At 73.4% G+C, this 25,172-nt stretch carries 29 protein-coding genes; 12 read left to right on the top strand and 17 right to left on the bottom strand.

The genetic code is table 11. From position 1 onward, the window contains the following. Positions 1–6 precede the first annotated feature (6 nt). Positions 7–1,269 (bottom strand): PucR family transcriptional regulator, encoded by a 1,263-nt coding sequence (locus ACQ1X7_RS17045; RefSeq protein ID WP_432479425.1) that lies wholly within the window; start codon positions 1,267–1,269, stop codon positions 7–9. Between the two features lie 76 nt (positions 1,270–1,345). Between ACQ1X7_RS17045 and ACQ1X7_RS17040 the strand changes: the two genes are divergently transcribed. From ACQ1X7_RS17040 to ACQ1X7_RS17030, 3 genes are read left to right on the top strand one after another with little or no spacing between them, the layout of a single operon-like run. Further along, positions 1,346–2,095, top strand: a complete 750-nt coding sequence (locus ACQ1X7_RS17040; protein ID WP_432479424.1) for a DUF2877 domain-containing protein — start codon at positions 1,346–1,348, stop codon at positions 2,093–2,095. Then, a complete protein-coding gene (locus tag ACQ1X7_RS17035) occupies positions 2,092–3,501 on the top strand; it encodes an FdrA family protein (RefSeq protein WP_432479423.1) in 1,410 nt (469 codons plus the stop codon). The genes ACQ1X7_RS17040 and ACQ1X7_RS17035 overlap by 4 nt, the downstream gene beginning before the upstream one ends. Then, positions 3,498–4,901: a DUF1116 domain-containing protein gene (locus ACQ1X7_RS17030; RefSeq protein ID WP_432479422.1), complete on the top strand. Its 1,404-nt coding sequence runs from the start codon at positions 3,498–3,500 to the stop codon at positions 4,899–4,901. Before ACQ1X7_RS17035 ends, ACQ1X7_RS17030 begins: the two co-directional genes overlap by 4 nt. A gap of 42 nt (positions 4,902–4,943) precedes the next feature. Here the strand turns inward: ACQ1X7_RS17030 and ACQ1X7_RS17025 are convergent, their stop codons facing one another. The 4 genes from ACQ1X7_RS17025 to moeZ all read right to left on the bottom strand — a co-directional run bounded on the left by ACQ1X7_RS17025 (position 4,944) and on the right by moeZ (position 8,428). Then, positions 4,944–5,282: an MGMT family protein gene (locus ACQ1X7_RS17025; RefSeq protein ID WP_432479421.1), complete on the bottom strand. Its 339-nt coding sequence runs from the start codon at positions 5,280–5,282 to the stop codon at positions 4,944–4,946. Between the two features lie 4 nt (positions 5,283–5,286). Then, positions 5,287–6,141 carry a hypothetical protein gene (locus ACQ1X7_RS17020; RefSeq protein ID WP_432479420.1) on the bottom strand — a complete coding sequence of 285 codons (855 nt, stop codon included), beginning with the start codon at positions 6,139–6,141 and terminating at the stop codon, positions 5,287–5,289. 80 nt (positions 6,142–6,221) lie between these two features. Continuing rightward, a complete protein-coding gene (locus tag ACQ1X7_RS17015) occupies positions 6,222–7,127 on the bottom strand; it encodes a hypothetical protein (RefSeq protein ID WP_432479419.1) in 906 nt (301 codons plus the stop codon). Positions 7,128–7,228: 101 nt separating this feature from the next. Further along, positions 7,229–8,428 carry an adenylyltransferase/sulfurtransferase MoeZ gene (gene moeZ / locus ACQ1X7_RS17010; RefSeq protein ID WP_432479418.1) on the bottom strand — a complete coding sequence of 400 codons (1,200 nt, stop codon included), beginning with the start codon at positions 8,426–8,428 and terminating at the stop codon, positions 7,229–7,231. Between the two features lie 213 nt (positions 8,429–8,641). Between moeZ and ACQ1X7_RS17005 the strand changes: the two genes are divergently transcribed. From ACQ1X7_RS17005 to ACQ1X7_RS16995, 3 genes are all read left to right on the top strand, one after another. Then, complete coding sequence (locus ACQ1X7_RS17005) at positions 8,642–9,268, top strand: TetR/AcrR family transcriptional regulator (RefSeq protein WP_432479417.1); 627 nt, start codon at positions 8,642–8,644, stop codon at positions 9,266–9,268. A 29-nt stretch (positions 9,269–9,297) separates the two neighbouring features. Further along, on the top strand, positions 9,298–9,519 hold the full coding sequence (locus ACQ1X7_RS17000) for a DUF3107 domain-containing protein (RefSeq protein ID WP_432479416.1): 222 nt from the start codon (positions 9,298–9,300) through the stop codon (positions 9,517–9,519). Positions 9,520–9,651: 132 nt separating this feature from the next. Then, entirely contained in the window at positions 9,652–9,930 is a 279-nt protein-coding gene (locus tag ACQ1X7_RS16995) for a GlsB/YeaQ/YmgE family stress response membrane protein (protein WP_432479415.1), read from the top strand. A gap of 22 nt (positions 9,931–9,952) precedes the next feature. On the opposite strand, the gene ACQ1X7_RS16990 is transcribed toward ACQ1X7_RS16995, so the two are convergent. Continuing rightward, the gene (locus tag ACQ1X7_RS16990; RefSeq protein WP_432479414.1) at positions 9,953–10,666 is read right to left on the bottom strand and encodes a ferritin-like fold-containing protein; all 714 of its coding nucleotides are present in this window, start codon (positions 10,664–10,666) and stop codon (positions 9,953–9,955) included. 174 nt (positions 10,667–10,840) lie between these two features. Here ACQ1X7_RS16990 and ACQ1X7_RS16985 point away from each other — a divergent pair, with 174 nt between their 5' ends. Both ACQ1X7_RS16985 and ACQ1X7_RS16980 read left to right on the top strand, forming a co-directional pair. Then, on the top strand, positions 10,841–12,277 hold the full coding sequence (locus ACQ1X7_RS16985; protein ID WP_432479413.1) for a DEAD/DEAH box helicase: 1,437 nt from the start codon (positions 10,841–10,843) through the stop codon (positions 12,275–12,277). Between the two features lie 14 nt (positions 12,278–12,291). After that, complete coding sequence (locus ACQ1X7_RS16980; RefSeq protein WP_432479412.1) at positions 12,292–13,359, top strand: hypothetical protein; 1,068 nt, start codon at positions 12,292–12,294, stop codon at positions 13,357–13,359. Between the two features lie 7 nt (positions 13,360–13,366). Here ACQ1X7_RS16980 and ACQ1X7_RS16975 read toward each other — a convergent pair whose 3' ends face one another. The 5 genes from ACQ1X7_RS16975 to ACQ1X7_RS16955 form a co-directional block, all read right to left on the bottom strand. Further along, entirely contained in the window at positions 13,367–14,047 is a 681-nt protein-coding gene (locus ACQ1X7_RS16975; RefSeq protein ID WP_432479411.1) for a L,D-transpeptidase, read from the bottom strand. Between the two features lie 2 nt (positions 14,048–14,049). After that, positions 14,050–14,826 (bottom strand): ParA family protein, encoded by a 777-nt coding sequence (locus ACQ1X7_RS16970; protein ID WP_432479410.1) that lies wholly within the window; start codon positions 14,824–14,826, stop codon positions 14,050–14,052. A 113-nt stretch (positions 14,827–14,939) separates the two neighbouring features. Continuing rightward, a complete protein-coding gene (locus tag ACQ1X7_RS16965; RefSeq protein WP_432479409.1) occupies positions 14,940–15,557 on the bottom strand; it encodes a MarC family protein in 618 nt (205 codons plus the stop codon). 229 nt (positions 15,558–15,786) lie between these two features. After that, the gene (locus ACQ1X7_RS16960; RefSeq protein ID WP_432479408.1) at positions 15,787–16,011 is read right to left on the bottom strand and encodes a hypothetical protein; all 225 of its coding nucleotides are present in this window, start codon (positions 16,009–16,011) and stop codon (positions 15,787–15,789) included. A 112-nt stretch (positions 16,012–16,123) separates the two neighbouring features. Then, on the bottom strand, positions 16,124–16,696 hold the full coding sequence (locus ACQ1X7_RS16955) for a dihydrofolate reductase family protein (RefSeq protein WP_432479407.1): 573 nt from the start codon (positions 16,694–16,696) through the stop codon (positions 16,124–16,126). A 178-nt stretch (positions 16,697–16,874) separates the two neighbouring features. On the opposite strand from ACQ1X7_RS16955, the gene ACQ1X7_RS16950 reads away from it, so the two are divergent. Both ACQ1X7_RS16950 and ACQ1X7_RS16945 read left to right on the top strand, forming a co-directional pair. Then, positions 16,875–18,212, top strand: coding sequence for an FG-GAP repeat domain-containing protein (locus tag ACQ1X7_RS16950; RefSeq protein ID WP_432479406.1), 1,338 nt, complete (start codon positions 16,875–16,877; stop codon positions 18,210–18,212). Positions 18,213–18,360: 148 nt separating this feature from the next. Further along, on the top strand, positions 18,361–18,771 hold the full coding sequence (locus tag ACQ1X7_RS16945) for a DUF1801 domain-containing protein (RefSeq protein ID WP_432479405.1): 411 nt from the start codon (positions 18,361–18,363) through the stop codon (positions 18,769–18,771). A gap of 3 nt (positions 18,772–18,774) precedes the next feature. Here ACQ1X7_RS16945 and ACQ1X7_RS16940 read toward each other — a convergent pair whose 3' ends face one another. The 6 genes from ACQ1X7_RS16940 to ACQ1X7_RS16915 form a co-directional block, all read right to left on the bottom strand. Further along, entirely contained in the window at positions 18,775–19,413 is a 639-nt protein-coding gene (locus ACQ1X7_RS16940) for a DUF6758 family protein (protein WP_432479404.1), read from the bottom strand. Then, the gene (locus ACQ1X7_RS16935; protein ID WP_432479403.1) at positions 19,401–19,961 is read right to left on the bottom strand and encodes a histidine phosphatase family protein; all 561 of its coding nucleotides are present in this window, start codon (positions 19,959–19,961) and stop codon (positions 19,401–19,403) included. Before ACQ1X7_RS16935 ends, ACQ1X7_RS16940 begins: the two co-directional genes overlap by 13 nt. A gap of 7 nt (positions 19,962–19,968) precedes the next feature. Further along, positions 19,969–20,502 (bottom strand): MaoC family dehydratase, encoded by a 534-nt coding sequence (locus ACQ1X7_RS16930; RefSeq protein ID WP_432479402.1) that lies wholly within the window; start codon positions 20,500–20,502, stop codon positions 19,969–19,971. Between the two features lie 68 nt (positions 20,503–20,570). Beyond that, complete coding sequence (locus tag ACQ1X7_RS16925; protein ID WP_432479401.1) at positions 20,571–20,744, bottom strand: DUF5302 domain-containing protein; 174 nt, start codon at positions 20,742–20,744, stop codon at positions 20,571–20,573. A gap of 73 nt (positions 20,745–20,817) precedes the next feature. Next, positions 20,818–21,516, bottom strand: coding sequence for a sulfotransferase family 2 domain-containing protein (locus tag ACQ1X7_RS16920; RefSeq protein ID WP_432479400.1), 699 nt, complete (start codon positions 21,514–21,516; stop codon positions 20,818–20,820). Between the two features lie 84 nt (positions 21,517–21,600). Beyond that, complete coding sequence (locus ACQ1X7_RS16915; RefSeq protein WP_432479399.1) at positions 21,601–22,707, bottom strand: sulfotransferase family protein; 1,107 nt, start codon at positions 22,705–22,707, stop codon at positions 21,601–21,603. A 110-nt stretch (positions 22,708–22,817) separates the two neighbouring features. On the opposite strand from ACQ1X7_RS16915, the gene ACQ1X7_RS16910 reads away from it, so the two are divergent. Together ACQ1X7_RS16910 and ACQ1X7_RS16905 are read left to right on the top strand one after the other, a co-directional pair. Continuing rightward, on the top strand, positions 22,818–23,948 hold the full coding sequence (locus ACQ1X7_RS16910; RefSeq protein WP_432479398.1) for a hypothetical protein: 1,131 nt from the start codon (positions 22,818–22,820) through the stop codon (positions 23,946–23,948). Further along, positions 23,945–25,171 carry a glycosyltransferase family 4 protein gene (locus tag ACQ1X7_RS16905; RefSeq protein WP_432479397.1) on the top strand — a complete coding sequence of 409 codons (1,227 nt, stop codon included), beginning with the start codon at positions 23,945–23,947 and terminating at the stop codon, positions 25,169–25,171. The genes ACQ1X7_RS16910 and ACQ1X7_RS16905 overlap by 4 nt, the downstream gene beginning before the upstream one ends. The last annotated feature ends 1 nt before the right edge of the window (position 25,172 follow it).

Below are 25,172 nucleotides of genomic sequence, written 5' to 3'. Positions count from 1 at the left end.
GGGTACTCACCCACTGACCTCCAGCACCCGCAGCGCGACCGCGACGTCCAGCCGCAGGTGCGGGTCGGACGTGAGCGGACCGAGCATCCGCTCGAGCTTCGCCACCCGGTAGCGCATCGTGTTGTAGTGGAAGAACTGCTGCCGCGCGGCCTCGGCGAGGTTGAAGTTGGCGTCGAGCAGCACCTGCAGCGTCTCCCGCAGCTCCGCGCCCTCGGGAGCGGCGAGCGGGCCGAGGACGTCGTGGGCGAAGGCGCGCAGCTCGGCCGGGTCGGGCACCAGCGCGATCAGCCGGTGCAGCCCGAGCTGGTCGAAGTACGTCGTCGACCCGCCGCCGCCCACACGCCGACCCACCTCGACGGCCCGCCGTGCCTGGGCGTAGCCGTCGGGCAGGTCCCCCAGCCCGTGGGACACCCGGCTGACGCCCACGGAGAACGGCCGCCGGCCGCCTCCGCGGTCGCCGCGCACGTCGGCCACCACCCGGGCCACGACACCGTCACCGTCGCCGAGACGGTCCACGGGGAGCAGCGCGACGACCTCGGAGGAGAAGTCCACGGCCGGGACGCCGGGGTCGACGGTCGCGCAGACCTGTCGCCAGGCCGCGGAGAACCGCTCCTGCCAGCTGCGCCGCCGCGCCCGCGACGGGTCCTCCTCGGTGCCGGAGGGGTCCAGCTCGGCGACCACCACCACGAGCGGCCGGTGGAGGTCCCAGCCGAAGGCGGCGGTGTGCTCGTCGACGTACTGCTCGTCGCGGACCCGGCCGGAGAACACCTCCCGCAGGAAGTCGCCCTGGTACTTGTTCTCGACCGCGGTGATCGCCTCCTCGCGGGTGATGAGGAGCGCGGCCACGGTCGCGGCCCGCTCGAGGGCGTGGACGTCGTCCGCAGGGATCGGGCTGCCCCGGCGCACCGCGACCAGCCGCGCCAGGTCCGTGCCGCCGGCCGCGACCCGGAGCGCACGCACCTCGCCGTCGGTGGAGCCGCGCAGGGCCACCCCGTCGGCCGGCACCCGCTCCACCCGGACCCGACCGGTGGGATCCAGCAGGTCGGCGCCCGCCAGCGCCTCGCGGTCCTCCGACGACAGGGCGGCCGCACGCTCCCGGCCGTCCGTGGAGGTCACGGCGACGCCGCACCCCAGGACGCCCGACGCCTCGCCGGCGATGCGAGCGAGGTCGCCACCCTCGAGCACCATCTCGGTGAGGGCGGTGTGGAGCGCGTCGGCGCGGGCGAGCGCCGCGCCGGCATCGCGACCGTCAGCGGGCCTTGTCACCATGTGTCCCGGATCCTCGCCGTCCTTGGCACAACCTCACATCGCACAAGGTAGCGGGGTGCGGATAGCGTCGAGTGCCGTGACCCCGGCCAGCGCCCCACCCCGCGTGCGCGACCGGTTGCGCACCGCACCCGACGGGCCGGTGAGGGTGCTCCACGCCGGGGTCCACGCCCTGTACGTCGAGGTCGGCGGGTGGTGCGTCGGCGTGGTCGGACCCGGCGCGGCCCAGGTGCCGTGCGCGCTGCGAGTGACCGACATGCGGGACATCGGCGGTACGGTCCCGCCGTCGACCGCGTACCTTGGGTACGGGAAGCTCCACGTCGGCAGCGGCACGCTGTCGATCGGCCGGTTGGTGGGAGCGTACGTACCGCCTCTCGGTGACGGAGCGACCCGCAAGACGGGTCCGGTCACCGTCCAGGCCACCCCCCCGGCCACGGTGGCCGGGCTCGTCGTGGAGCTCGTGCCGCGAGGGGGGATCGATGCGGCCGCCGCCGCCCGGCTCGTGGGCCGCGGCGAGGGGCTGACGCCGCTCGGCGACGACGTGCTCGCGGGGTGGCTGGCGATGCACCGGGCCGCCGGCGCGCCCACGCCCGCGGTCGACGAGGTGGCCGGGCAGGCCCGCGACCGCACCACCCTGCTGTCGGCGACGCTGCTCGACTGCGCACGGCACGGCGAGGTGCTGCCCGAGTTCGCCGACTGGGTGCGGACGGTCGGCACCGACCGCGAACCCGCCGCGGTCCGGGCGCTGCACGCCGTCGGGGCCACGTCCGGCGCCGGGCTCCACGTCGGTGGGGTGCTCGCCCTGAACCAGCTCCGGGAGGCCGCGTGATCTCGTCCGACCCCACCGACCACGTCGAGCTGCGCGCGGCCTACGCCGACTCGGTGGCGCTGCTGCAGGTGAGCCGCGACGTGCAGGCGGTCCCGGGGGTGGTCACCGCGCAGGTGGCGATGGCCACGCCCCTCAACCTCGAGGTGATCACGGGCCTGGGCTTCGACGTCCCGGGGAGCGCCTCGCCCCACGACATGGTCGTCGCGATCCGCACGGGGCCCGACGGCGACCTCGACACCGCACTGGCCGCCGTCGACCGGGCGCTCGCCCCGCAGCCGGCGCCGAGCGACACCGCGGGGGCTCCTGCGGTCGCGCCACGCACCACCGGGTCCGCGCTGGGCGGGGGCGAGGCGGCCGTGCTCGTGTCGGTGCCCGGACCGAGCGCCTTCGTGGAGGCGATGGACGCGCTGGACGCGGGCTGCGACGTGATGGTCTTCAGCGACCACGTCCCCCTGGCCCAGGAGGTCACGCTCAAGCAGGTCGCCCACGAGCGCGACCTGCTGGTGATGGGCCCCGACTGCGGAACGGCGGTCGTGGGCGGTCTCGGGCTCGGCTTCGCCAACGTGACCCGGCCCGGCCCGGTCGGCCTGGTCGCCGCCTCCGGCACCGGCTGCCAACAGCTGCTCGCGCTCCTCGACCACGCCGGCGTCGGCGTGACCCACGCCCTCGGCGTCGGCGGCCGCGACCTGTCGGACGACGTGGGGGGCCTGGCCACGATGCAGGCGCTCCGCCGTCTCGACGCCGACGACTCCGTGGAGCTGGTCCTGCTGGTCTCCAAGCCACCGGCCCCCGAGGTCGCCACCCGCGTCGAGGCGTACACCGGCGGGCTGGCCACCCCGGTCGAGACCGCGCTGCTCGGACCCGGACGTCCCGACCTCACCGCGGCCGCCGAGGCGACCCTGCGAGCGCTCGGAGTCACGCCGCCCACGTGGCCGGTCGCGGGCACCGCCCGGCCCGGGTCGGGCGGACGGCTGCACGGGCTGTTCGCCGGCGGCACGCTGTGTGAGGAGGCTCGGCTGATCGCGGCCGGCGCCGGGGTCCCCTCCGAAGGGAGCTCGTTCACCGACTTCGGCGACGACGACTACACCGCCGGCCGCGCCCACCCGATGATCGACCCGACGTTGCGGCTCGAGGAGCTGGGCCGGCTCGCCGCCGACCCGACCACCGGCGTGGTGCTGCTCGACGTCGTGCTCGGCCACGGCGCCGACGCCGACCCCGCGGCGACCCTCGCGCCGGCGCTGGCCGAGGTCGACGTGCCCTCCGTGGTCACCGTGGTCGGCACCGTCCTCGACCCGCAGGACCGCGACCGGCAGGTGGCCGCCCTGGTCGACGCGGGCGCCGAGGTCCACCTGTCCAACGCGACCGCGACCCGTCGTGCGGTCGAGCTCGCCGGAGGTGCCCGATGAGGACCCCCGAACGGGTGGTGACGGCCGGTGCCGACCTGCTGGCCGACGCGCTCGCCGCGCAGGCCGTCGAGGTGACGCGGGTCGACTGGCGACCGCCGATGCCCGGCACCGAGGACGACCTGGTCGCCGTGGCGGCCGACCCGCGCCGCCGGGACGCCAACGCCCGCGCGCTGGCGGCCGTGCTCGACGTCACCGCCCACCTGGTCGACGTCGCACCCGCCTCGGAGCTGCTCGGCCTCCAGCGTGGCGAGTTCCTGCACGCGGGTCCCCCGATCGCATGGGAGCGGGCCTCCGGGCCGCTGCGCGGCGCGCTGCTGGGGGGCGCGGCCCTCGAGGGACTGGTGGACGACCCCGACGACGCGGTCGCGCTGTTCGAGGACGGTCGCTCGGTCTCCCTGGAGCCGTGCCACCACCGGGGCGCCGTCGGCCCGATGGCGGGCGTGGTGACACCGTCGATGTGGATGTTCGTGCTCGAGGACCCCGCGACCGGTCGGCGTACCCACTGCACGCTCAACGAGGGGCTCGGCAAGGTGCTGCGCTACGGCGCCTACTCCCCCGACGTGCTCGCCCGGCTCCGCTGGCTGGGCGGGGTGCTGGGGCCGCTGCTGCAGCGCGCGGTGCGGACCGTCCGCGACACCGCCGGACCCGTCGACGTCACCGGCATCCTGACCCAGATGCTGCAGATGGGCGACGAGGCCCACAACCGCAACCGGGCGGGCACCCTGATGCTGCTGCGCGACCTCTCGCCCGCCATGGTCGGCAGCGGGTACGACGCCGACGACGTCGCGGAGGCGCTCCGGTTCGTCGGCGGCAACGACCACTTCTTCCTCAACCTCGCGATGCCGGCGTGCAAGCTCGCGCTCGACGCCGCGCGCGGCACCGAGGGCTCGACGATGGTCGTCGCGATGGCCCGCAACGGCACCGACTTCGGCATCCAGGTCGCCGGCACCGGCGACGAGTGGTTCACCGGCCCGGCCCAGGTCGCCGACGGGCTCTACCTCGGCGACTACGGCCCCGACGACGCCAACCCCGACATCGGCGACTCCGCGATCACCGAGACTGCGGGCCTTGGCGGCTTCGCGATGGCGACCGCGCCCGCGATCGTCCGGTTCGTCGGTGGCACCGTGCCCGACGCGCTGGCCACCACCCAGCGGATGCACGAGATCACCCTGGGCGACAACCCGCGCTGGTCGGTGCCGGTGCTCGACTTCCGTGGCGTGCCGACCGGCATCGACGTGACGAAGGTGTGCCGGACCGGGATCCTGCCCCAGATCAACACCGGCATGGCGGGCCGGGTCGCCGGCGTCGGCCAGGTCGGCGCCGGGCTGGTCACTCCCCCGGCCGAGATCTTCCCGCAGGCGCTGACGCGGCTCGCCCAGCTCGCCCGTCAGGAGCGATGAGGTCGTCCCGCGCACGCACGACCGCTCGCCGCCCTGGGGCGATCAGCCGTCGGGCGGGTCGAGCGCCTGCGGCTGCCAGAACGCTCGCCTGAGGTCCACGTTGCCGGAGGGCCGCAGCGGCGTGGCCTCCTCGAGGTAGGCCTGGCGCGCCTCGCCCTGGTGGCTCGGCGGCAGCGACCCGTCGGCGCGCACGACCCGCCACCACGGCACCGGACCGCCGTACGCCGCCATCACCGAGCCGACCTGACGGGGCCCGCCGCCACCGACGAGCACGCCGACGGCCTCGGCCACCGCGCCGTACGTCGTCACCCGCCCGCGGGGCACCTGCTCGACGCACCGCAGCACCAGCTCGACGTACTCCTCGGGGTCGACGCGCGGCACGCGGTCACGGTAGCGGGGAGAAGTCCCGGGTGCCGCGGACCAGGCGGAGGCCGGCGAGGCCGGAGTGCGCCTGGGCGTAGTCGAGCTCGCGGGCGAGGCTGCCGAGGCCGTTGGAGCCGGCCACCGGCGCGACCGCGACGGTCGACAGGGTGCCGACGGCGCGGCCCCGGGCGTCGAGGAAGCCCGAGCCGGAGTCGCCCGGGATCCCCGGGGTCGCGGTGAACGCGTCGAACCCCCAGCCGCCGTGGGTGCGACCGAGGGAGGCGCCGGTCCTCGGCGAGAGCAGCTCGGTCGGACGCAGGCTGGAGCTGCCGTAGGAGTGGACCCGGGTGCCCGTGGGGGCGCTGCGGGACACGCCCGTCGGCCCGCCCCAGAAGGGCACCGACGGGTTGACCTTGCGGACGTCGCCGGCGTCGACCCGCACCAGCGCGAAGTCGTTGGCGGCGCAGGCCGGGCCGCTGCCGCCTCCACGGGACCGCATGGTCCGCCAGGAGCTGTAGGCGAGCGAGCCCTGTCCGACCGTGTCGCCACCGGTCGCGGCGGTGGCGCCGTGGGCGAACCGGACCGAGGTGCCCAGCGGGACCGACCGGGTGCGGCACCCGTCGGTGTCGGTGGCGGCGCCCCGACCGGCGCAGTGGGCGGCGTACCCGACGTAGGTCCGGCCGGCGCCGTCACGGAACACGAAGTTGCCGGTGCACTGTGCTCCCCGGGTGAACATCTGGACGCCGGGCGTGATCGTCGCCGAGCCCGCCGGGGCCCAGCCGGCCCCGCGTGGCGCGGACGCGGCGGCGACCGGTGCGGTGGCGGAGGCCAGCGCGAGGGCGAGGGCGGCGAGGACTCCGGGAGCCGTGGTCTTCATGCCGGCACAACGAGAACCGCCCCATCCGGTCACGGATGGAGCGGCTCCCGGTGCAGTCGCGCGGTCGTCCGGTCGATCGATCAGAGGATGGGCTCGAACGGCTCGGTGCCGGGCACCAGCTCCAGGCCGGCGATGCCGCCGTGCTGCTGGGCGTAGCCGAGCTCGCGCTCGAGGTCGCCCACACCGTTGGAGCCCGCGAGCGGCGCGAGGGCGAGGGTCGACAGCGTGCCGAGCGCGTTGCCCTCGGCGTCGAGGAACGCCGAGCCGGAGTCACCGGGCACGCCGGGCGTCACGGTGTAGACCGGGTGGCTCCAGCCGTTGCCCTCGGCCCCGAGGCTGGCGCCGCGCTTGGGCGAGAGCTGCTCGACACCCCCGCGGAGGCTGGAGTTGCCGAAGGAGTAGACGGCCTCCCCGGCCGCGCTCTCGTCGGTGTTCAGGGCCACCGGACCGCCCCAGAACGGGAGGGACGGGTTGACCTTGGCGACGTCGTCGGCGTCGACCTCCACCAGCGCCAGGTCGTTGTAGGCGCAGGCGTCGGCGTCGGACTCGTTGCGCTGCTGCATCGTGAGCCAGGAGGAGTACGCCAGCGTGCCCTGGCCGACCTCGGTGCCGCCGGAGACCAGCGAGCCGCCGCGGTTGAAGGTCACCCGGGTGCCGAGCGGGAGGGACTGGGCGTCACAGCCGTTGGTGTCGGTCGCGGCGCCGGTGCCGGCGCAGTGCGCGGCGTACCCGACGTAGGTGGTGCCGGCGCCGTCGCGGTAGACGAAGTTGCCGGTGCACTGGGCCCCGTCGGTGTACATCTGGACGCCCGGGGTGATCTCGGCGGTGTCGGCGGGCGCCCAGTCGGCGGCGACGGAGGCCGCGCCGGCGGGAGCTGCCGTCGACAGTGCGGTCCCGAGCGCCGCACTGGCGAGGACGGCGGCCGCGCCGGCGACGCGTCGACGGCGGGGAATGGCCCCCGGACGTGGGCTGTGAGCAGGACGCATGCGTTCCCTCCCTCTCGGCCGGGCGGGGCCGGCGTGATCATGACGGAGGGTCCAACGAGCGGGAGTGACGGGGGTTACGCCGCGGTAACCCCAGTCGGGGTTCAGTAGCTGGGTTGCGACGGGTCGATCTGGTTGACCCACGCGGCGACGCCGCCGCCGACGTGCACCGCGTCGGAGTAGCCGGCGCCCTTGAGCACGGCCAGGGCCTCGGCCGAGCGGACACCGGTCTTGCAGTGGAGCACGACCGGGACGTCCTGCGAGAGCTGCTCGAAGGCGTGGCCGTTGAGGAACTCGCCCTTGGGGATCAGCACGGCGCCGGGGATCTGGTTGATCTCGTACTCGTTCTGCTCGCGGACGTCCACCAGCACGAAGTCACGCGAGCCCTCCTCGCGCTCCTTCAGCATCTGCTCGAGGTCGACGACCGAGATCGTGGAGCCCGCGGCCGCGTCGGCGGCCTCGTCGGACACCGCGCCGCAGAAGGTCTCGTAGTCGATCAGCCCGGTGACCGTCGGGTTCTCCCCGCAGAGCGCGCAGTTGGGGTCCTTGCGCACCTTCAGCTTGCGCCACTCGAGCTCGAGGGCGTCGTAGATGACCAGCTGCCCGATCGCGGGGTCGCCGATGCCGGTGAGCAGCTTGATCGCCTCGTTCACCTGGATCGAGCCGACGCTGGCGCACAGCACGCCGAGCACCCCGCCCTCGGCGCAGCTGGGGACCATGCCCGGCGGGGGCGGCTCGGGGTAGAGGCACCGGTAGCACGGGGCGTTCTCGTCGAGCGTCGGCGCGAAGACCGAGGCCTGGCCGTCGAACCGGTAGATGGAGCCCCACACGTAGGGGATGCCGAGGAAGTACGCCGCGTCGTTGACCATGTACCGCGTGGCGAAGTTGTCGGTGCCGTCGACGATGAGGTCGTAGCCCTCGAACACCTGCATCACGTTGTCGTTGTCGAGCCGCTCCTCGTGGAGCACCACCTCGACGTAGGGGTTGGTCTCGGCGATCGCCTCCCGGGCCGAGAGCGCCTTGGACTTCCCGATGTCGGACTGGCCGTGGATCACCTGTCGCTGCAGGTTGGACTCGTCGACCTCGTCGAACTCCGCGATTCCCAGGGTGCCGACCCCGGCGGCGGCGAGGTAGAGCAGCGCGGGGCTGCCGAGCCCTCCGGCGCCGATCACCAGGACCTTCGCGTTCTTCAGCCGCTTCTGGCCCGACATCCCGACGTCGGGGATGATCAGGTGGCGGCTGTAGCGGCGTACCTCGTCGATGGTGAGCTCGTCAGCGGGCTCCACGAGCGGGGCGTACGACACGGTGGCTTCTCTCCTCGGACGGTGGCTCAGGCTGTCGTCGGCGCAACAACCCGGACACCGACCATGTTCCCCACCGCGGGTCGGGGCGCCACGCCTGTCCCGCGATCCGGACCGTCGTCCCGGTCCGTGACGGAGTGCCCTCGCAGGGGGGACCAGCGGCGGGAGATAGGCTCGGCCCCGGCCGGCACCGGCCCGGAGCAAGAAGGAGCACCCGTGACCCTCCCCGGCGACGCCCGCGTGCGCGGCGCCCGCCTGCCCCGCAAGGAGAGGCGGGCGCAGCTGCTCGACTCCGCCCTCGAGGTGTTCGTCGCCCAGGGCTACCACGCCGCGGCGATGGACGACATCGCCGAGCGGGCGGGCGTCTCGAAGCCGGTGCTCTACCAGCACTTCCCGGGCAAGCTCGACCTCTACCTCGCGCTGCTCGACACCTCGTGCGACGCGATCATCGACAACTGCCGGCGCGCGCTCGACTCCACCCAGGACAACAAGCAGCGGGTCACCGCCGCGATGCACGCCTTCTACGACTACATGGCAGGCGACGACGGGGCGTTCCGGCTGGTCTTCGAGTCCGACCTGACCAACGAGCCCGCCGTGCGCGAGGCGATCGACCGGGTGACCAACCAGTGCGCGGCGATGATCGCCGACGTCATCCACGACGACACCGGCCTGCCCGGCGAGGCCTCCCGGCTGCTCGCCGTGTCCCTGGTCGGAATGGCCCAGGTCAGTGCGCGGTTCTGGGTGACGGACGCTGCGGGCATCAGCCAGGACGACGCCGTCGGCCTGGTCTCGGGGCTCGCGTGGCGCGGCATCCGTGGCTACCCGCTCACCGACGAGCACTGACTGACGACCCCGTACGACGAGGAGCACCTGTGGAGATCAAGATCGGCGTCCAGCACTCGACCCGCGAGCTGGTGCTGGAGACCGACGAGTCCGTGGAGACCGTCGAGCAGAAGGTGGACGCGGCCGTCACCGGCGAGGGGCTGCTGACCCTGCGCGACACCAAGGGACGGCTGGTGCTGGTCCCCGCCACCAAGCTCGCCTACGTCGAGGTCGGCGGCGGCGTCACCGGCCAGGTGGGCTTCCGCAGCTGACGCGACGCGACGCTCCGGTGCTTGAACCGGGCAGGTCGCGGGAGGATCCTCGAACCAGGCGCCGGGACACCGGGGCCGCGTGCCCGGCGCACGAGGGAGCTGCACCGGGGCGCATCGAGAAAGGTGTGGCCCGTGGACCTCGGAACCATCCTCTTCTACCTCATCGTCGGCACCGTCGTCGGACTGCTCGGCAAGTTCGTCGCCCCCGGCAACCGCGACAACATCCCCTTCTGGCTCACCATCATCTGCGGCATCGGCGGCATGTGGCTCGGCGACGTCATCTACCGCGCGTTCGGGGGCGACGGCAGCCGGGGGCTGGACTGGATCCAGGGTCTGGTCACCGTGCTCACCGCCGCGGTGCTCGTGATGCTCGCCGCGACCGTCACCGGACGGAGCCGCGCGAAGGCCTGACGCCGTCGGGCGGAGGCGGGGCTCAGGCGTCGAGCCCCAGCGCCGCCATCCGCTCGGCGTGCCGCTCGGTGATCCGGGTGAACAGGCGGCCGATGGCGGCCAGGTCGAGGGCGGGTCGGTCGACGCCCCCCGCCAGCAGTGCCGACAGCGCGTCACGCTCGGCGGCGACCCGTTGCGCCTGGGTGAGCGCCTCCCCCATCAGCCGGCGTCCCCACAGGGCGAGCCGGCCGGCGAGCCGCGGGTCGTCGGCGATGGCCGCCTTGACCCGGTCGACGACGAAGTCGGAGTGGCCCGCGTCCTCCAGCGACGACACGATCAGGTCCCGGGTCCGGGTGTCGAGGTAGGCGGCGATCTCCCGGTAGAAGTCGGCGGCCAGCCCGTCGCCGACGTACGCCTTGACCAGCCCCTCCCACCAGTCCGCGGGGGCGGTGTGGGCGTGGAACAGGTCGAGGGCCTGGCGGAACGGCGCCATCGCCACCGAGGGATCGCTGCCCAGCTCGGTGATCCGGTCGCGCAGCTGGACCAGGTGCCCCAGCTCGACGCAGGCCATCTGGCTGATCGCGATCTTGTCCTCGAGCGAGGGGGCGAGCCGGGCGTCGGCGGAGAGCCGGTCGAACGCCGTCAGCTCGCCGTACGCGATCGCCCCCAGCAGGTCGACGACGGCGTGGCGGTAGTCGTCGTCCTCGAAGGCGGCCGACTCACCGCCGGGCGCGCCCGTCCCCCGGGATTCCGTCATGTTCGCAGCGTAGCGATAGGCTGGGGTCACCGAGCGCCACCTCGTACGGCGCCCGAGCCCGCCACCCGGCGGGATCCGTATGTGCGCGGCTGGGTGTGAGACGTCAGCCGCTGGATGCTGAAACTCCACTCACCGAAAGCGAACAGAACACTGACTACCTTCCGAGACCTCGGGGTGCTCCCCGAGATTTGTGACCCGCTCGAGCGCGCCGGCATCACCACCCCCTTCGCGATCCAGGAGATGACCCTCCAGATCGCGCTGATGGGCACCGACCTGATCGGCCAGGCCCGCACCGGCACCGGCAAGACGCTGGCCTTCGGCATCCCGGTGCTGCAGCGCTCGGTCGCCCCCAAGGACCCCGACTACTCCGAGCTCCCGGCCGGCAAGCCGCAGGCGCTCATCGTGGCGCCGACCCGCGAGCTGGCCCTCCAGGTGTCCGGCGACCTCGCGCTCGCCGGCCAGGACCGCGGCATGCGCGTGCTCACCGTCTACGGCGGCGTCGGCTACGAGCCGCAGCTCGAGGCGCTCGCGAGCGGCGTCGACATCGTCGTCGGTACGCCGGGCCGGCTGCTCGACCTGGCCAACCGCCGTGCCCTCGACCTGTCCCACGTCCACGCGCTGGTGCTCGACGAGGCCGACGAGATGCTCGACCTCGGTTTCCTGCCCGACGTGGTCAACCTGATCAGCAAGACCCCGGAGACCCGGCAGACGATGCTGTTCTCCGCGACCATGCCGGCCGCGATCGTCTCGCTGGCGCGCGTCCACATGCGCCACCCGATGAACATCCGGGCCGAGTCGTCCTACGAGAACGCGACGGTCCCCGCGACCGCGCAGTTCATCTACCAGGCCCACGACCTCGACAAGCCCGAGATCATCGGCAAGGTGCTGCAGGCCGAGGGCGCCGACAAGATGATCGTCTTCACCCGCACCAAGCGGCAGGCCCAGCGGATCGCCGAGGACCTCCTCGAGCGCGGCTTCCGGGCCTCGCCGCTCCACGGCGACATGGCCCAGGTGGCGCGCGAGAAGGCGCTCGGCAAGTTCCGCGACGACAAGATCCAGGTGCTGGTCTGCACCGACGTGGCCGCCCGCGGCATCGACGTCCAGGGCGTCTCCCACGTCGTCAACTACAGCTGCCCCGAGGACGACAAGACCTACGTCCACCGGATCGGCCGCACCGGTCGTGCCGGTGCGTCGGGCATCGCGATCACCTTCGTCGACTGGGCCGACATCCACCGCTGGAAGATGATCAACAAGGCGCTCGACCTGCCGTTCGACGAGCCGCAGGAGACCTACTCCACCTCCGAGCACCTCTTCCACGACCAGGGCATCGCTCCGGGCACCAAGGGGCGGATCGCCGACCCCGCGCCGCCGGCACCCCGCCAGGAGCGCTCCGAGCGCTCCTCGGACCGGCCGCCGCGCAGCCGCAACCGCAACCGTCGCCGTACTCGCTCCGGCCGACCGGTCGACGGAGACTCCGGGTCCGGTGCCGAGAAGGCCGGCAACGCCTCGACAGGGGCCGACGGGGCGACCGACGGCGACCAGCAGGGCTCCTCCGGCAACCGGAACCGGCGGCGTCGGCGTCGCCGTTCGTCGGGCTCCGCCGCCGGCTGAGCTGCTCCTCGCCTGTGAGCACCACCGGTACGACGCCCCGCCCGCTGTACGTCCACGTCGGCGCCAGCAAGACCGGGACCTCGGCGCTGCAGCGCGGGCTGTTCGGCTCGGCCGACCAGCTCGACCAGCAGGGCATCGGGCTGCCCCTGACCAACCGCCACGAGCACGTCGAGCTGGTGCTGCGCCCGCTCGGGTGGCTGACCGCCTCGGGCTTCGTCGACCCGGTCCGGCCCGCGGCCCTCGACCGGCTCGCCCGGCGGCTGCGGAAGGTCAGCGGTGAACGTGCCCTGCTGACCTGCGAGGACCTGTGCGAGGCCGATCCCGAGCGGATCGCGGTGCTGCGCACGGTGTTCGAGGACGCCGGCTTCGAGCCGCGCGTGGTGATCACGCTGCGGGGCCTGGCCACGACCATCCCCTCGGAGTGGCAGCAGTTCCTCAAGCACCGGATCACGCTCGACTACCCCACGTTCCTGGAGCGGGTCCGCGACCGGAAGGGCCGGTGGGGCCGCCACTTCTGGACCCGGCAGGACGCGGTCGCGATGTGCGAGCGCTGGAGCTCGGTCCTCGGCGCCGAGCGGCTCGACGTCGTCGTGACGCCGCCCCGCTCTCGCGAGCCCGAGGGCCTCTACCGGACCTTCGGGGCGGTCGTCGGCTTCGACCCGGCCACCATGTCGTGGCCCGAGCGCGACGTGAACGCCTCCTGGGGGATGGTGGAGGCTGAGGTCTACCGACGGATCAACCTCGCCCTGGGGGACCGGCTCCCCCGCTACGAGGAGGCCTACCAGCCCGCGGTCCGCTGGCCGTTGGTCAAGGGGGCGCTCCCCCGCAGCGCGAGTGCCCGGATCAAGCTGCCGCCGGAGCACCTGCCGTGGGTCGCCGAGGCAGCCGAGGAGCAGGCGCGGTGGCTGCGCGAGAGCGGGATCCGGATCCACGGGGAGACCTCGGACCTGCTCCCGGGCGACGCCGACGCGGAACCGCTCCCCCCGGTCGACGAGGCCGAGGTCGCCGCCGCCGCCGTGGCCACCTTCGCCAACTTCGCGGTCACCACCCACCGGCAGCGGCGGCGTACGGGGCAGGGCTGACGAGGCGTCAGGGGACGACGACGACCGTGGTCCCGAGCGGCGCGAAGTCCCACATCGCGCGAGCGTCGGCCGTGCGCTGCCGGATGCAGCCGTGCGAGGTGGGTGTCCCGAGCTCGCCGACGGTCTGCACCCGCTCCCCCTCGTCGACCGGGATGTCGTGGAACCCGATCGCCGCGCCGGAGTCTCCCTGGGTGAACCGGACGAACCAGCGCATGGTGCCGGAGTCGTCGATGCCCACGGCGTTCTCGCTGCGCGAGTAGACCGAGTAGGTGCCGAGGTCCAGGTTGTCGTGGATGCTCCCGGACACGGGATAGGTACGCCGTACCTGCTCGTCGGCACCGACCAGCCACACCCGCTGCCGGTCCTCGCTGAACACGACCCGCCGACCCGTCCCCGAGTCGGAGGGCAGCAGCTCGGAGGTCACCACCCGCTCGCCGGGCGTCGACGGCGGTGCGTCGACGTCACGCTCGCCGCGGTCGCGCTCCCGCGGCTTCGGGGCCGGCGCCGGGGTCCGGGGCTCGGAGGCCGAGGTCGTGATGGCGCCGTCGGAGCCGGCGGGTTCGCCGGCCGCCGACGGGAGCATGCCGGTCCCGCCCAGCACGGCGACGGCGGTGACCCCCATCGACGACAGGGCCGCCCCGATCCGGCCGTAGCGCGGGCGGACCTCGGCGCGCCGGCGTCCGGACACGGTCAGCCCCTCCCCGTGCGCGCCAGGAGGTGGGCGGCCACGTCGCGGTAGGCCTTCGCGCCCTTGCTGCTGCGGCTGGTGCGCAGGATCGAGCGCCCGGCTGCCGGCGCCTCGGCGAACTTGATCGTCTTCGGGATCGGTGGCTCGACGACGTCGAGCTGGTAGGTGTCGGAGATCGTCTCGAGCACCGCGCGGGCGTGGTTGGTGCGGCCGTCGTAGAGCGTCGGCAGCACGCCCCAGACGACGAGCCCACGGTTGGTGAACCGGCGGACGTCGTGGACGGTGTCGAGGAGCTGGCCGACGCCCCGGTGGGAGAGCGTCTCGCACTGCAGCGGGATCAGCACGCCGTCCGCCGCGGTGAGGGCCGCGACCGTCAGCACTCCGAGCGAGGGCGGGCAGTCGAGCAGCACCCAGTCGTAGTGGACGTCGTCGTCGTCGAGCAGCTCCAGGGCGGCCTTGACGGCGTGCTCACGCCCCGTCCGGGTGAGCAGGTCCGCCTCGGCCCGCGCCAGCTCGATGGTCGCGGGGAGCAGGTCGACGCCGTCGTCGGTCTCGAGGATGGTCTCCACCGGGGAGAGGCCCTTCGTCAGGACCTGGTGGATCGACACCTCGAGGTCCTCAGGGTCGATGCCGAGCGAGAACGTCAGGCAGGCCTGGGGATCCAGGTCGACCAGCAGCACCCGTTGGCCCAGCTCGGCCAGCGCGGCGCCGATCGACGCGACCGAGGTGGTCTTGGCGACGCCGCCCTTCTGGTTGGCGACGGCGAGGGTGGTGGTCATGGTGGTGCCCATCATGCCGGAGCCGGTTGCCGGATCAGGGACCACACCGGTTCGACGGGCCGCATGTCGTCGTCACCGACCGCGCTGCAGCGCTTCCAGACCAAGGGCCGTGGCTAGCCCTCGCCGGCGATGAACGCCCGCACCGAGTCGGCGACCAGCTGCACCGCGATGGCCGAGAGCAGCAGGCCCGCGATCCGGGTGATCAGCAGCACGCCGGACTCCCGGATCACGCGGAGGATGGGCAGCGAGTAGCGCATCGCCGCCCACAGGCTGACGTGGACCAGGACCACGCCCAGGGAGACCGCGACGAAGTCGGCGACGTCGCCGATCTGCTGGACGAACAGCATGACCGCGACGATCGCGCCCGGCCCCGCGAGCAGGGGGGTGCCGAGCGGGACCAGCGCGACGTTCGCGCCGGCTGCGGCGGCGGGCTCCTGCTCGTTGTCGGTGAGCAGCTCCAGCGCCACGAGCAGGAGGAGCAGCCCGCCGGCACCCTGCAGCGCCGGCAGCGAGATGTGGAGGTACTCGAGGATCTGCTGGCCGAAGAACGCGAACAGGCTGATCACGAGGAACGACACCGTGACCGCCTGCCAGGCGGCCCGGCGGGCACTGGCCGCGGAGCGACCGCCGGTGAGCGAGAGGAAGATCGGCACGGTGCCGACCGGGTCCATGATCACGAAGAGGGTGACGAACACCTCGACGAGCAGCACGGTGTTGAGCAGATCACCCACGGCCGCAGCCTAGGTGCTCCGCCCGGTCGTGCTCTCACGGCCGGGGGTCCGGCGGTCGTCGGGCTACCGGCCACGCCTCGCCCGTCGGCGCCGGTGGCCGGCGGGTCGCGGCTCACGGGCGCGGCCGAGCTCCGCCGCACGGTAGGCCTTGGCGAACGTCACGGTGCGTGAGCTGGCCGGCGGGAGCGAGGTGTGCACGACCGGCCCTCCTTCGGAAGTGGTGCGGCGGTCAGGCGATCGAGCTGTGGACGCGGTGCCCGGGGCGCCGTCGGGCTCGGCGCCGCGGTACGGCGAGGAGGGCCGCCAGCCGACTCCGACGCGCCTCCCGGCGGACGCTGCGAGCCTCGCGGCTCGCCTCTGCTGCGCGCCTGCGTTCCTCGGCGCCACGGAGCCGGGCTTCGTGGTCGGCCACGAGGACGGCGGCGGTGAGCTCGGGGGTGGTCGAGGGCCTCATGGCTTCCTCCTGGGACTCCTGGTCGGCGATCTGCCGATGCCCTCGACGATCCCCGTAAGGCCCGCCCCGGCGGATCAGGCAGATGCCGTAGATCGGGACCGCCCGGTCGCCCTCAGTCGGCCCGGGAGCCCCGGAGCGCGTAGCTGAGGTAGACCACGCCGTGGTCGAAGCGCTCGGTGGCGAGCAGCTCGAGCCCGAGCCGGACGTCGTCCGGCAGGGCGCGCGTGCCACCCCCGACCACGACCGGGGTGAGGTAGAGCTCGACCCGGCCGACGATGCCGGCGCGGAGGGCCGTCGCGCCGAGCCTCGCGCCGCCGACCGAGACGTCGCGCTCCGCGGCATCGACCATCGCCCGGACCACGACCGGGTCGAAGTCACGCTCGATCCGGGTCCTCGCGGTCTCGACGTCACCGAGGGTCGCGGAGTAGACGACCTTGTCGGCCGACCTCCAGATCGAGGCGAACTCGCGGACCGCGTCCGACTCCTCGGGATCGGAGCCGAAGGTGTCCCAGACCTTGAGCGTGTCGTACGTGCCCCGGCCGAGCAGGTAGGTGCCGACCGGCCGTTGCTGCTCGTTGACGAACGCGTGCACCTGCTCGTCCGGTGCCGCCCACTCGAACGAGCCGCCTGCGTCGTTGATGTACAGGTCGAGGGAGCAGATGGCCGAGTAGATCAGCGTCGCCACGCCGCGGACACTAGTGCGCGCTCCGTGGCCTCGCCAGCGTGACCTCGCACCCGGCGCCGGCGAACGGGTGTTCACGCCCGTGTGTCCGTCGATACGATGCACGGTCGAGAGCACGACCCGCACGGCTGAGCCCGTGCCCCGGAAAGGGGGTCGTGTCCCGGACGCCATCGGGGGAATCATGAAGCGTTCCGTGCTCGCACCCGGACTCGCCGTCTCACTGGTCGCCGGCCTCGGTGCCGGGCTGTCGGCCCGGGGCGCCCCGCCCGGTGCCTCCTCGACCACCGACGCCGCCGAGGTGAGCTCGTCGCGCCTCGCCCCCGCGCGGGTGCGTGACATCACCCTCCGCGTGGACCCCCGGCGACGGGGCCTGGGCGCCTTCGCCGACACGTGGGGCGACAGCCTGGTCTTCGACAAGAACCGTGACGGCAACCCCGACGTCCTCCTCTCGTTCCACACCCAGCCGTGGGAGATCTGGCTGGGCAACCGCCGCCGGGGCTTCAGGTTCGACCGCTCCCTGCCGAGGACCGACCGGCACAACTGTGCGGTGGCCGACTTCGCCGGGCCGGCCCGCAGACCGCCCGACGGCCGCCCCGACCTGTACTGCGTGAGGGGCGCCAACGTGGGCACGCTCTCCGACAAGAGCAACGAGCTGCTGATCCAGCGGGCGGGCGGCGGCTTCCGGAACGTCGTCCGGAGGTGGGGCGCCGTGGACCCGTCGGGGCGAGGCCGGACGACGTCCATCCTCGACATCCGTGGCAACGGGCGGCCGAGCCTGTTCGTCGGGAACGCCTTCCCGGTCCGTCACCCGAGCAGGGATCACATCTACATCAACCGGGGCCGACGGTTCGACCAGGTTCGCACCGCCGGGCTTCCCTCCGTGCAGGACACCGGGTGCTCGGCGACCGGTGACTTCGACCGCGACGGCCGCCAGGACTTCCTGTCGTGCTCCACGTCCTTCCGCCTCTACCGGAACCGGTCCGACCGGGCGGGCCCGGTGTCCTACGAGCAGGTGGCGGAGAGCGAGGGCCTGCCGACCCGGCGGTGGAGGGACGCCGGACTCGTCAGGCTGAACGGCGACCGGTGGCGCGACCTCGTGCTCGTCTCCGACGGAGCGCTGCTGGTGCGCCTCAACCGGCGGCAGTCGCCGCACTTCCCGGAGGTCGACTACCGCTTCCCCCTGAACGCCGGCTCCAGCTTCTGCAGTGGTCGCGCCAACGGCGACAACGCGACGGACCTCCTGGTCGTCCAGCGGCTGGCCTCCCCCACCGACCGGATCCAGCGGCGGGACTGGATGCTCGTCAACCGCGGCACCGGCCGGACCTTCAGGGCGTTGCCGGTGCCGCAGCCGCCGAGGAGGAATCGCCGCAACGGCAACGGCGACACCTGCACCGCGATCCCGGAGTACAAGGGACAACGCGCGGCGTGGACCATCAGCAACGGCCGACTCACTCCCAACCCCGAGCGGCGCCACCTCGGCTACCGGCAGCTGGTCATCCTGGACTCGCGCGTCGGGTAGGACGAGATGCCGGCGCCTCCGGACACGGTGCCGGCGGTGACCCGGGAGGTCACCTCAGGACCTCACCCGGCACGGGCCCGCGCCGGCGGTGCAGCCGATGATTCCGCCGCGGCCGCGGAGTCGGTCACCTCGAGCAGGGAGGACACCGATGACCGACCACCACCGCGACCCGCGGGTCGACGCCTGGATCGAGGCGCTGCCGGAGTGGCAGCAGGACATCTGTCGGGAGGTGCGCGGACTCGTGCACGCCGCCGATCCCGACGTGCAGGAGACGATCAAGCGCACCACCCAGCCGTACTTCGTCCTCGAGGGGAACGTGTGCGCCTTGCTGGCCGCGAAGACCCACGTCAACGTCTTCCTGTACGACGGCGGGATCGTGCCGGATCCCCAGGGCATCATCACCGGCGGCCACGACAACACCACTGCCCGCACCGTCGCGGTGCACGAGGGCGAGCCCGTCCCGGCCCGTCCGCTGCAGGCGATGCTCGAGCAGGTCATCGCCGACAACCGCGCGGGTGGGTGGCGGCGGATCAAGGCCCGCCGGGCCGCCGGGGGCTGACTCCTACCAGTCCGGTCCCGGGCCGGCGAACGGCATCTCGACCATCAGGGGGCCACCGCCCGAGACGTCGCGGAGGATCCAGTCGTCGCGCATGAGCAGGACGGCGGACGCCGGCCGCAGCACCACCCAGAGCCACCGGCCCGCAGCCTCACCCGCCAGCACCGAACGATCCAGCTCCGCGGACGCAGCCCCGCTCGTCGACACGGTCCACAGCGACGAGGCGAGGCTGCCGATCCGGACCCGCACGACCGGCTGCTGGTCCCCCATCTCGTGACCGGGGTCGCCGCCGGGCAGCCCGGCGCAGCGCGCCCCGAGCCCGACGCCGGGCTCCTCCGCCACCAGCAGCACGTCGACCGGTCCGTCGAGCTCGGTGGTGCCGGAGACACAGGTCAGGGTGGCCACCGGCACGCCCGAGCCCTCGGTCACCACGGCGAAGTCGGACACCGCCCAGCCCGGCGCCATCGGCCACGGGAGGTAGGTCGGGAAGTCGCGCGCCGCGGCGAGGTGCTCGACGAAGGCGGCGTACGACGGCTCGCGCGGGTGCCACAGCACCGCGCCGGACCCGTGGCGGGCGCAGTCGGGCCCGCCGGGCTGGTCGAGCGGCTCCCGGCAGCGCGGGCAGCCGCGGGTCAGGCGTTCCACCGCAGCACCACCGGCTGGTCGCGCTCGTAGCCGAGCACCGACACGGTCGCGGTGTCCAGCCGGAGCAGCCGTCCCTCCGTGACGGGCAGGCCGACCCACCGCGCCGCCAGGGCACGCAGGGCGTGGCCGTGCCCGAAGACCAGGACGCTCCGGTGGCCGCGGATCCGGGCGACGGCCCGGTCGAGCCGCTGGGTCACCTGGGCGGCGTCCTCGCCGCCGGGCGTCGGATGGGTCCACACCGTCCACCCGGGCACCGTCTCCCGGATCCGGGTGGTCGTGATGCCCTCGTAGGCGCCGTAGTCCCACTCGACCAGGTCGGCGTCGACCTCGGCCTCCGGGTGGCCTGCGAGCTCGGCGGTGACCCAGGCCCGTCGACGCGGGCTGGTGAGCACCAGGTCGAAGGGGCGGTCGAGGCGCGGCGCCAGCGCCCGGGCGACGGCCTCCCCGTCGGGGGTGAGCTCGAGGTCGGTGGTCGAGGTGTGCCGGTGGTCACGGCTCCACTCGGTCTCGCCGTGCCGGACCAGCCACACCTCCACGTCCTCGCCCATGCCCTGGTCAGTCCTCCTGCGGGCCCGGCCAGTTCTTGTCGGGCCGGGGCACCGGGCGGCCGGGCTGCTCCCCGCCACGCGCGTCGAGGTAGCTCTGCTTCGGCACCATCACCTTGCGCCGGAAGATGCAGACGACCGTGCCGTCCTGGTTGTAGCCGATGGTCTCCACGTGGACCACGCCCCGGTCGTCCTTGCTGGTCGACTCCCACTTGTCGAGGACCCGGGTCTCGCCGTAGAGGGTGTCGCCGTGGAACGTCGGCGCCACATGGCGCAGCGACTCGATCTCGAGGTTGGCGATCGCCTTGCCCGAGATGTCGGGCACCGACATGCCGAGCACGACCGAGTACACGTAGTTGCCGACGACGACGTTCCGGCCGAACTGGGTCGTCTCCTCGGCGTAGTGCGCGTCGAGGTGGAGCGGGTGGTGGTTCATGGTCAGGAGGCAGAACAGGTGGTCGTCGTACTCGGTGACCGTCTTGCCCGGCCAGTGCCGGTACGTCGCGCCGACCTCGAACTCCTCGTAGCTGCGCCCGAACTGCATGCCGGACATCCTGCCGGAGTCACCCCCCGGCCGACACCCGCTCACGCGTGGGCTTGCTCACGAGCCGGTCAGGAGCCTCCCCCGCCCGCCTTCCGGCGGTGCACCTTGGGCGCCGCGCCGCCCTCGACCTCGGGACCGTGGGCCTTCTCGTGCAGCGGCTGGTCCTGGTCGACCCCCTTCGACTGCGACGCCTTCCTGTCGAGCGCCTCACGCATCTTGGCCTTCAGGTCCTCGTTCGCCACGGTCTCCTCCTCCGAGGTGGATGGAGTGCTCACTGTGCCATCCACCCCGGACGAGGTCGACCGGATAGTCGGGTCAGTAGCCGAACACCTGGTAGTCGAGGCGGTAGGTCTCCTCGACGATCGAGCGCAGCTCCTGCGAGGCACTGCTGCGCGTGACGCCGCTGGGCGCGGAGCGGTTGCGCCGCTCGGGCTCGGTCCACTGCAGCCCGATCCGGTCGCACACGGCGCCGAAGTCGGCGGCGAAGGTCTCCATCCGGCCGACGAAGTCGATCTGGTTGAGGTCGAGGAGGCGGGTCTGCCGCACGATGTGACGGTCGGTGGTCGCCAGGTCGTCCACGTCGTGCCCGGCCACCCACTCCGCGAAGGTCTCGATCGTCTGCATCCGCTCGCGCCTGGCGGCGGCGAACCGGAAGTGGTTGGTGTCGCACACCTTGTTCTGCCACGCCGAGATGAACCGGTCGAGCGGGTGCCGGACGAAGCCGAACTTGAAGTAGTCCGAGAAGGCGGCCGTCGGGTAGGGCACCTCCGAGAGCACCATCAGCCCATCGGGGTACTGCTCGTCGAAGAAGGCCTGGATGGTGCGGGTCCCGACCTTGGCGTTGCGGAACCAGACCCAGCGGTCGGCGTCGTTGATGGTCAGGTTGTGCACCCGGGACGAGAGGTTGCCGGTCTCGCGCAGCAGCTCCACCCGCCGCTCGAGCTCGACCCTGGAGGCGCGCGTCAGCGCCTTCGGGTGCCCCGAAGGCGACTTGAACACCGTCGAGTCGGTCACCGGGCCGCGCCTGCTGCCGGCACCGGCCGCTGGGTGTCGGCACGATTCCTCGCCACGGTCGGCGAATCTAACACCGGCCCGTGGTCACGGACGACGCAACCGGCGGGAGACCCTTCGGACGGCCGAGCGAGCGCGACGTACGGCGCCCGCGTGGTCCGCGTCCGCGGAACCGGCGACCGCCCCTCCCGACTGGCGCGCTGCCCGGCGCTGCTCCTTGAGCAGGGCGCGTCGACCCTGCTTCACCCCCGCTCGCCGGGCGTCCTCGGCGGAGGACTGCGCGAGGGCCTCGGCGTCGGCGTACAGGGCGGTGTAGCGCTCACGCACCTCGTCGAGCCGCTGCTGGGCCGGGTCGTCGAAGCCGCCACTGGCGGCGAGCACGCCCAGCTGGTCCCACACGTCCTGGGCCATCTCCCGCACGTCGGTCGGGCAGTCGATGTCGTCCCAGCCGGTGCGGACCCGACGCAGGCCGGGGTCGACGAAGGCGTCGACCTCGGCCGCGGCCGCGTCGTCGACGTCACGGCCGGTGGTCAGGTCGAGCTCGTCCACGACCCGGCGGACGACCGACCGCCAGTCGTCGAGGAGGTCGTTGTAGGGCACGAAGCTGCGGGGCGCGTCGCGGGTCGTGGCCTCGGTGAAGAGCGCGACGTTGAGCCAGCTCGCCACCCGCGTGGTCTGGGCGTGGCGCGGCGTCTCGCCCGCGCTGGTGCTCTTGTAGTACTTGTCCTTGCTGCCGACGACCTCTGCGGGGTGGCGCAGCATGGTGAGGAAGGCCGCCTCGCCGCCTGCCTCGGCCGCCGCCCGCTGCCACAGGGGCAGGAACCAGCTGTTGCGCGGGTCCTTGACGACGAGGTCGCGGCCGTCGGCGAGGTGCTCGCGCAGCCAGGCCGCCACCTCGGCCCGGACCTCCCCGTCGTCGGACACCCCCTCGGTGAGGTCGAAGGCGGCCGGACGTGCGTCGGTGAGGAAGACCTGCGAACGGCGCAGCAACCTGGTCTGGAGGTCCACCGCCCACCGCGGCTCGAAGAAGCCCCGAGGGTTGGTGCGGTTCCCGGGGACCTCCGGCGGCGGGATCACCAGTCCGACGGTCTTCAGGACGCCCGCGATCGTGCTCGTGCCGCTGCGGCCGGAGCCCGCGACGACCACCACCCGGGGGGTCGTCGACGACGGTGCGGACCCGTCGGTGGTCGTCATCAGCGGTCGCCTTTCCGGTCGGTGGGCACGCGCGGGCGACCCGTGGGGCGGGGTCGGGGTGGCCCGCAGCGCAACCCTAGACTGAGCCCGTCCTGAGTGAGGAGCCCGGTTTGGCTGAGCGCGTCTTCGTGCACGTCGGCACGCCCAAGTCCGGCACCACCTACCTGCAGGCCGGGCTCTGGGCACAGCGGGAGGCGCTGAGGGACCACGGGCTCTCGTTCCCCGGCCGGGCCCCCTTCGACCACAACCGCGCCTCGATCCTGGTGCGCAAGGGCGGCCACCTCGAGGCAGCGTCCGGGCGTCGCCGCGGGGGGCGCAAGCTCAAGGTCTGGACGCGCTTCTGCCGGGAGGCGGAGAGGTTCGACGGCACCGTCGTGCTGAGCAACGAGTGGTACCTCGCGGCCGGCCCCGAGCAGGCGGCCGGCGCGGTCGAGCAGCTCGGTGGCGAGCGCGTGCACGTCGTCATCACCACCCGCAACCTGGTCCGACTGGTGCCCGCCGGCTGGCAGGAGAGCCTCAAGGTCGGCCGCGGCACCAGCCTGGGCGACTTCGTGGCCGGGCTCGACGACCCCCGCAACAAGTGGACCTGGGACGTCGTCGACCCGGCACGGGTGGCACGCCGCTGGGCCGAGGTGGTCGGGCCCGACCGGGTCCACCTGATCACCATGCCCGAGCAGCCCACCAGCTCCTCCCAGCTCTGGGACCGGTTCTGCGAGACCGTCGGCCTGGCGAGCGGCCTCACCGACGTACCGCCCCGACTGGCGAACGAGTCGCTGTCGGTGCAGGCCGCCCGGCTGCTGCAGGAGTTCGGCCCGGCGCTCCGCGACGAGATCGACCGTCACGACCAGCACGTCCGCAGCCACTCACGCTGGCTGCGCAACGCCGTGGTGCGCCAGGTCCTCGCCGGCGTGCCGGGCGACCCGATCGGCGTCGGGCCGCAGCTGCGCGACGAGCTGGCCGAGCGCGAGGCCCGGAGCGTGGCCGACCTGCGTGACCTCGGGTGCCCGGTCACGGGTGACCTCGACGAGCTGCTCGGCGGCACCGACCGCGACGGTGCGCGGCACCCCGACGACGTGACCGAGGCCGAGCTGGTGGAGGCCAGCCGGGCCCTCGCGGTCGGGCTGCTGGCGGCGCGGATGCGCAGCTCGGAGCGGCCGGGCACCGACCCGGACGACGGAGACGACGGGGACGACGGGGACGACGGGGACGACGACACCGACGAGGAGCCGACAGAGCCGTGACCGGGACCACCACGACCCGTTGGACGTTCATGGTGCCCTCGGCGTACGCCGCCGGGGGCATCGCCCGCACCGTCTTCACCACGGCCAACACCCTGGTCCGGCGCGGGCACCAGGTGCGGATCCTGACCCTGAACCGGTCCTCCGCCGAGCCGAAGTTCGACCTCGACCCCGCGGTCGGGCTGGTCGCGATGCAGGACCGCCACGACCCCGACCACCCCGAGCGGCCGCTCCGGCTCCCCCGGGACCCCCGGCCCGCCGCCACCGTCCGGGAGCTGCTGCGGAGCCCGTCGGACCTGGTCGCCGACGGACAGGCCCGCAAGACGTTCTCGGCGTACGTCGACGACCGGCTCCGTGAGCACCTCGCCGACGCCCCGCCCGGCGTGGTGGTGAGCACCCGACCGGAGTTCGCCGTCGCGGCGAGCCGCTGGTCGGCCCCCGGCTCGGTGCTGCTCCACCAGGAGCACCTGTCGTTCCTGCCCCGGCCCGAGCCGTTGCGGGCGGCGCTGCGCGACCTGGCCCGCGGCGTCGGCGGCGTACGTCCGATCGACGCGCTGCTCACGCTCACCGAGGCCGACCTCGAGCGGTGGCGTGACTACGTCGACGACCCCGGGGTGCGTACCGGGGTGATCCCCAACCCCACGCCGTTCGTGGTGGGCGACCCGGCTCCGCTCACCACGCCGGTCGTGATCGCCGCCGGCCGGCTGACCGCCCAGAAGGGCTTCGAGCGTCTCGTGAAGGCCTACATCCCGCTGGCGAGGAGTCATCCGGACTGGCAGCTGCGGATCTTCGGCGACGGGCAGAACTGGGACCGGCTCAACGCCCAGGTCGCGAAGGCGGACGTCGGCGACCGGATCCTGCTGGGCGGCGTGACCCGGGAGCTGGAGAGCGAGCTGGCCAACGCGTCGGTCTACGCGATGTCGTCGCGCTACGAGGGCCTCCCGATGGTGCTGCTGGAGGCGCTCAGCAAGGGCGTTCCGCCCGTGTCCTACGACATTCCCGAGGGGCCGCGCCAGCTGATCGACGACGGCCGCAACGGGCTGCTGGTGCCCGAGGGTGACATCGCGGGCCTCACCGAGGCGCTGCGCACGCTGATGGACGACCCGGAGCTGCGCCGCCGGCTGGGGGCCGAGGCACTGGAGACCGCTCGCGCCTACGAGGCCGGTGCGATCGCCGACCGCTGGGTCGGGCTCGCCGAGGAGGTCCTCGCAGCGCGGGAGGCCTGAG

The organism is Nocardioides sp. GXQ0305 (genome assembly GCF_050880345.1).
Taxonomy (GTDB): domain Bacteria; phylum Actinomycetota; class Actinomycetes; order Propionibacteriales; family Nocardioidaceae; genus Nocardioides.
Note: the sequence above shows the minus strand (reverse complement) of the source record. Positions and strands in the feature narration are given on the sequence as shown.

Bases quoted from the DNA above. Each gene is read 5' to 3' on its own strand.
- ACQ1X7_RS17045 (WP_432479425.1), bottom strand. From the start codon at position 1,269: ATGGTGACAAGGCCCGCTGACGGTCGCGATGCCGGCGCGGCGCTCGCC.
- ACQ1X7_RS17030 (WP_432479422.1), top strand. From the start codon at position 3,498: ATGAGGACCCCCGAACGGGTGGTGACGGCCGGTGCCGACCTGCTGGCC.
- ACQ1X7_RS17020 (WP_432479420.1), bottom strand. From the start codon at position 6,141: ATGAAGACCACGGCTCCCGGAGTCCTCGCCGCCCTCGCCCTCGCGCTG.
- ACQ1X7_RS17015 (WP_432479419.1), bottom strand. From the start codon at position 7,127: ATGCGTCCTGCTCACAGCCCACGTCCGGGGGCCATTCCCCGCCGTCGA.
- ACQ1X7_RS16990 (WP_432479414.1), bottom strand. From the start codon at position 10,666: ATGACGGAATCCCGGGGGACGGGCGCGCCCGGCGGTGAGTCGGCCGCC.
- ACQ1X7_RS16970 (WP_432479410.1), bottom strand. From the start codon at position 14,826: ATGACCACCACCCTCGCCGTCGCCAACCAGAAGGGCGGCGTCGCCAAG.
- ACQ1X7_RS16960 (WP_432479408.1), bottom strand. From the start codon at position 16,011: ATGAGGCCCTCGACCACCCCCGAGCTCACCGCCGCCGTCCTCGTGGCC.
- ACQ1X7_RS16950 (WP_432479406.1), top strand. From the start codon at position 16,875: ATGAAGCGTTCCGTGCTCGCACCCGGACTCGCCGTCTCACTGGTCGCC.
- ACQ1X7_RS16945 (WP_432479405.1), top strand. From the start codon at position 18,361: ATGACCGACCACCACCGCGACCCGCGGGTCGACGCCTGGATCGAGGCG.
- ACQ1X7_RS16935 (WP_432479403.1), bottom strand. From the start codon at position 19,961: ATGGGCGAGGACGTGGAGGTGTGGCTGGTCCGGCACGGCGAGACCGAG.
- ACQ1X7_RS16930 (WP_432479402.1), bottom strand. From the start codon at position 20,502: ATGCAGTTCGGGCGCAGCTACGAGGAGTTCGAGGTCGGCGCGACGTAC.
- ACQ1X7_RS16915 (WP_432479399.1), bottom strand. From the start codon at position 22,707: ATGACGACCACCGACGGGTCCGCACCGTCGTCGACGACCCCCCGGGTG.